This is a genomic window from Candidatus Cloacimonadota bacterium (genome assembly GCA_011372345.1).
GTDB lineage: Bacteria > Cloacimonadota > Cloacimonadia > Cloacimonadales > TCS61 > DRTC01.
This window is the reverse complement of record DRTC01000641.1, coordinates 1-4,500: the sequence shown is the minus strand read 5'-3', so window position 1 is coordinate 4,500 and position 4,500 is coordinate 1. Positions and strand designations below refer to the sequence as shown.

At 36.0% G+C, this 4,500-nt stretch carries 4 protein-coding genes; 2 read left to right on the top strand and 2 right to left on the bottom strand.

The features are described from left to right. Positions 1 to 103 precede the first annotated feature (103 nt). The gene (locus ENL20_12335) at positions 104 to 1,468 is read left to right on the top strand and encodes an aminomethyl transferase family protein (GenBank protein ID HHE39341.1); all 1,365 of its coding nucleotides are present in this window, start codon (positions 104 to 106) and stop codon (positions 1,466 to 1,468) included. Positions 1,469 to 1,577: 109 nt separating this feature from the next. Here ENL20_12335 and ENL20_12330 read toward each other — a convergent pair whose 3' ends face one another. Both ENL20_12330 and ENL20_12325 read right to left on the bottom strand, forming a co-directional pair. Beyond that, positions 1,578 to 2,324 (bottom strand): T9SS type A sorting domain-containing protein, encoded by a 747-nt coding sequence (locus ENL20_12330; GenBank protein HHE39340.1) that lies wholly within the window; start codon positions 2,322 to 2,324, stop codon positions 1,578 to 1,580. A 21-nt stretch (positions 2,325 to 2,345) separates the two neighbouring features. Beyond that, positions 2,346 to 3,380, bottom strand: coding sequence for a hypothetical protein (locus ENL20_12325; GenBank protein HHE39339.1), 1,035 nt, complete (start codon positions 3,378 to 3,380; stop codon positions 2,346 to 2,348). A 563-nt stretch (positions 3,381 to 3,943) separates the two neighbouring features. Between ENL20_12325 and ENL20_12320 the strand changes: the two genes are divergently transcribed. Next, a partial coding sequence (locus tag ENL20_12320; GenBank protein HHE39338.1) for an ISNCY family transposase occupies positions 3,944 to 4,500 on the top strand: 557 nt, incomplete at its 3' end.

The following is a 4,500-nucleotide window of genomic DNA, read 5'->3' as shown; positions in this document are numbered from 1 at the left end:
GACAATTATATACTTTTCCAATGAAATCAGAAATAATCTTCTTTACAAAAAAATTGATGTTAAGTTTTCGTATTTTCCAAAATATATTTTTAGGAGATTTTGAATAATGAAAATTGGATTTGATTTTCCTCAAGAACCAAGAAATACCGCTTTATATAAAGTCGAAGATTGGTATCAGCACCTGCTTGCTGAAAGATTAGAGAGAGAATATTTTCCCATAAAAAGAAGTAATTTCGGACAGTACAATATGGCTGTGAACTATCTGACTTCTGTTTTGGAAGAAGCGAAAGCTGTTGAGAAAGTTGCAATTTTTAATATCGATCACATGGCGCAAATCCAATTTACAGGCAGCGATGCAGCAAAACTGCTGAACCGGGTTCTTCCGGCAAATATTGAAAGTATGAAGATCGGGCAGTGCAAATATACTTTACTTTTGAAGGAGAACGGCGGAGTTATCGACGACCTGATCCTGATGCGTATTGCGCAAGATAATTTCATTCTCGTGATCAATGCCGGACACGATATTACTGATGAAGAAAAAGGGCTAATAGCAGATGTAGATGTGATCATGAGTTATAAGAAAGATGGGGAAGAAGTATATGCCGAAGATATTTCTGATAAACTGGTGAAGATCGATATTCAGGGGAAATATTCATATAAACTGGTTACGAAATTATTTGGGAATTCTGTCGTTAAGAATCGCCATAAACCGGTAAAGAATATGGGATTTTTCTCTTTCAATGAATTCGATTTTGAAGGACATCATTACATCATCAGCAGAACAGGCTACACGAACCGCTGGGGCTGGGAATTGTATGTTCCGGTCGAAGTTGCGGAAGAGCAATTCAAACGCATTGTTCTGGAAGCCTTAGATTTGGGAGGACTGGTTGTCGGACTTGGTGGAAGAGATGAAAATCGGATTTCTGCTGGAAATTTCGGTCTGCCTTTGAATGGCAGTGAATACGATCAATCTCATACTCCTATTAATTGTCCGCTATTCAATGCTGCCATCGATATGACAAAGGAAAATTTTGTTGGGAAGGATGCTCTTATAAAAGATCAAGATTCCAATAAAAGAATGATCCTTTTCATTACAGAAGGAATCGTTTCAGGCAGAGGAATTTATCTGGACGGAAAGAGGATCGGAACAGTGACTTCCAGCATCAATTCTCCCAATGTTTCTCTGGAGAAACGACAGTTCATCGGTTCCAGCCGGAAAGGTGTGAATGAAGAGAACGGAACTGCTGCTATCGGACTCGGCTGGATTTCGGAAAATCCTTTTGAAGTAGATTCGGAAGGAAAGGATGTTCTGATCAAAGATGAGAAAGCAATTCGGATTCGATTGGAGTTTTATCGTGAAGATGAAGATAAAAATCCGAAAGGAAAACCTGTTCTTGGTTATATTTCAGGTGATGGAGTGACTCCTGCAACTGCTTCCAGACCTTTGAAGTATATTCAGAACATCTGAAACTCGAGTTCAGAAGACGAAGCGAGACTGACTTGAGATGAAAGGGATTTATAAAAAAAAAGGGAATCGAAAGTTCGATTCCCTTTTAACTATTAAATATCTTACTTCTTTAATTTTCGATCAGGATCATTTTCTTTGTGGAAGAGAAATTCCCGGTATTCAGTTTATAAAAATAAATACCTGAGGAAACCTGTTTATTGTTGTTATCTTTTCCATTCCAGAAAGCTGAATGCTGTCCCTTATCAAGATTCTCATTAACGAGAGTTTTTACTTTCTGACCTTTGATATTATAAATATCGAGATTTGTTAATCCATCTTTATGCAGATAAAAATTGATCGTAGTGTAGGGATTGAATGGATTCGGGAAATTTCCATGAAGAGCTGTAGTTATTTCGGGGAAATCATAATTTTCAGCAGAAGTAAATTCACCGGTGAAGAAATCAAGATATTGTCCCATTAAATAACCTCTTAAATTCAAACCTTGACCATTTCCGAAAGCACCGATTATTGGAGATGAACAGATCGTCCGATAGACTTCTGTTATATTGGAAATTGCTCGAGTTTTATGGTCATTAGATTTTAAGATTGAAATTCCGCTGTCAGCAGTTAGTTCATCTATCATATAATGGGCATCACTGCCGCCAAAATAGTTAAAAGTTGTTCCACCTGCCACAGTGCCATTGATTCCTGTTAAGATATTTACTCCTTCAGTAGCACCAGTATGGACGAATTCTGTTCCAAAATAGGCAAAAAACGGATTATTATGATGACTATAGGCAACATCAGCACCTTCCATATAAACCGAACCACCTTGATCCATATAATCGATCAATTTTTGTTGGTTGCTGGAACTCACGGTTCCGGGAGGAGTGACACCTCAACCAACGCAATAGAGACCAAGTTCAACAAAAATAATATCGTATGCGGAAAGGTCATCAGGCAGGTTAGTTACATAATCGTAGGGAATACCATTTAGATCCAATGCTTCTTTGATACCTTCTTCGCAGCCTAAAATTGCTCCAGTATCGGGATGAGTGTAATGTGAATTATTGTCAGTATCAAAAACTAAAGCATTGATCGGAACTCCGGAATGAACTCGCAGATAATTATATCTTGATTCATTATTATCTTCGAATTCATCTCCATCGAGAATTACCAGACCGAAAAGCCCGGTATTTTCTATATCGGTTGGAGTCCAATCAAAATCAAAACTAACAGTCTCATAAGTTTCAAGTAATGTTGTTGAATGAACCGAACCTATCTCCAAGCCGCCATGCTTAAATAATTTTACAGTGTAATTATCCTGTGGTAATAAACCTGAATTCTTCACAGTTACGGACCAGTTTCCAGGCTGATTATTTTCTATAAAAGTAGGACCTGCAACATTCATAGCAGTCATATCATTATCAAATAAAGCATTAACAGAAACATCGAAGATATACCACCAGTTGAAGTTAAAAGTAGAAGCTCCATAACTTCTTAACTTTATTTGAATATCCTGACCTGCATAATCAACAAGGGGTAAATTCAGGTCAGAACCTGTTTCTGCACCCCAATTTCCATTTGTAATTTCATAAGACCACAAAACATAATTTTCTTCTCCGGAGATAATGGAAATTTCCATAACCTCATTAACCGGAGAATAAACATTGATGTGATGGTCAACAGTTAAATCTCCGACATTTTCCGGTAATGTGATGACCGGAGAGATCGCGGAAAGGTCATAGTTGGTGATAGATGGAGACCAGTATAATTGTAACATTCCGTTTTGAATGGACCAATTCTGATCTAATGTCCAGGTTCCGGGATTAGTATCGAAAGTCTCTTCCCAGAATACAGTTTGAGCATACACTGAATTAAAACAAATAAATAATCCAGCTAATAAAAAGAACAAAAAAATTCTTTTTCTCATTTTTACACCTCCTAGTATTATTTTTGTTAAATATGGATTCTGCAACTAGTGAAAAAGTCATTGCGAGGTATCTTACAAAGGAATTCTTGCGAAGCAATCTACTCCTCTAACTTAATGCGAAGCAAGAGATTGCTTCGTTTGTAACAGCAAGAAGAAAAACTCGCAAAGACATGTTTTTTGAATTCTGCTGAAAAACACTCAGTTATGCAGAACTCATTATTTTTGTTAAATATATTCTGCATTATCCGTTTCAATATAATACCATTTTGAATTTTGTTGTACCATATGTGACAACAAGAAAATTATTGGAGTTTGTGTCAATTTTTTTTTCATTTCATACTTAGTATCTGACCGAAAACTCTAATCGTTTTGATTTCTTTATCTTATGCATTTGGATTCTCAAATATTATCCGCAGAAAAAATATTTAATTCTTCACAAAAAAAACTTGTCAATAATGTAACTTATTATATTGTAGCAACTAAGATGTGCTTTCAAGATAAATATATTTTGATATAAAAATGCATATTTTTGAAAAACGATAAAATCTTCGAAGGAGAAAAGAATGCGTAAGTGTATCGAGGAGCAGTTAAGAATTGGTGAAGTCGATATAGAAGATATTCAATTAGATATGCGATCCCGTGATGAAATCCCCAAAATTTTATACGGTTTAATAGAGATTTACAAAAATGAAGAGATGAGGGAAAAGATTTTTGCGATTCTCAAAGAGGTAATTCCATCACACATAAGTCAAATAACTGGACGTCCGGGAATAAGTTTTTGGCAAATCTTCGTTCTCGGCAATATAAGACTGACTTGTAATATAGATTATGATAAACTTCAGGAATTAGCAAATCAGCACCAATCTATCAGACAAATGTTAGGTCACTCGATTTTTGATGATAAACAATATCCTTTGCAAACACTTAAAGATAATCTGATGTTATTCACGCCAGACATACTTGATCGCATCAATAAGGTCGTTGTAGAATTCGGGCGTCAAGTTGCCGGTGCAGATAAAGATGAAGATATTCATGCAAAATGTGATTCTTTTCCAGTGCCGACAAATGTTCATTTTCCCACAGATATTAGTTTGCTTTTTGATGCTCTCCGAAAAATCAT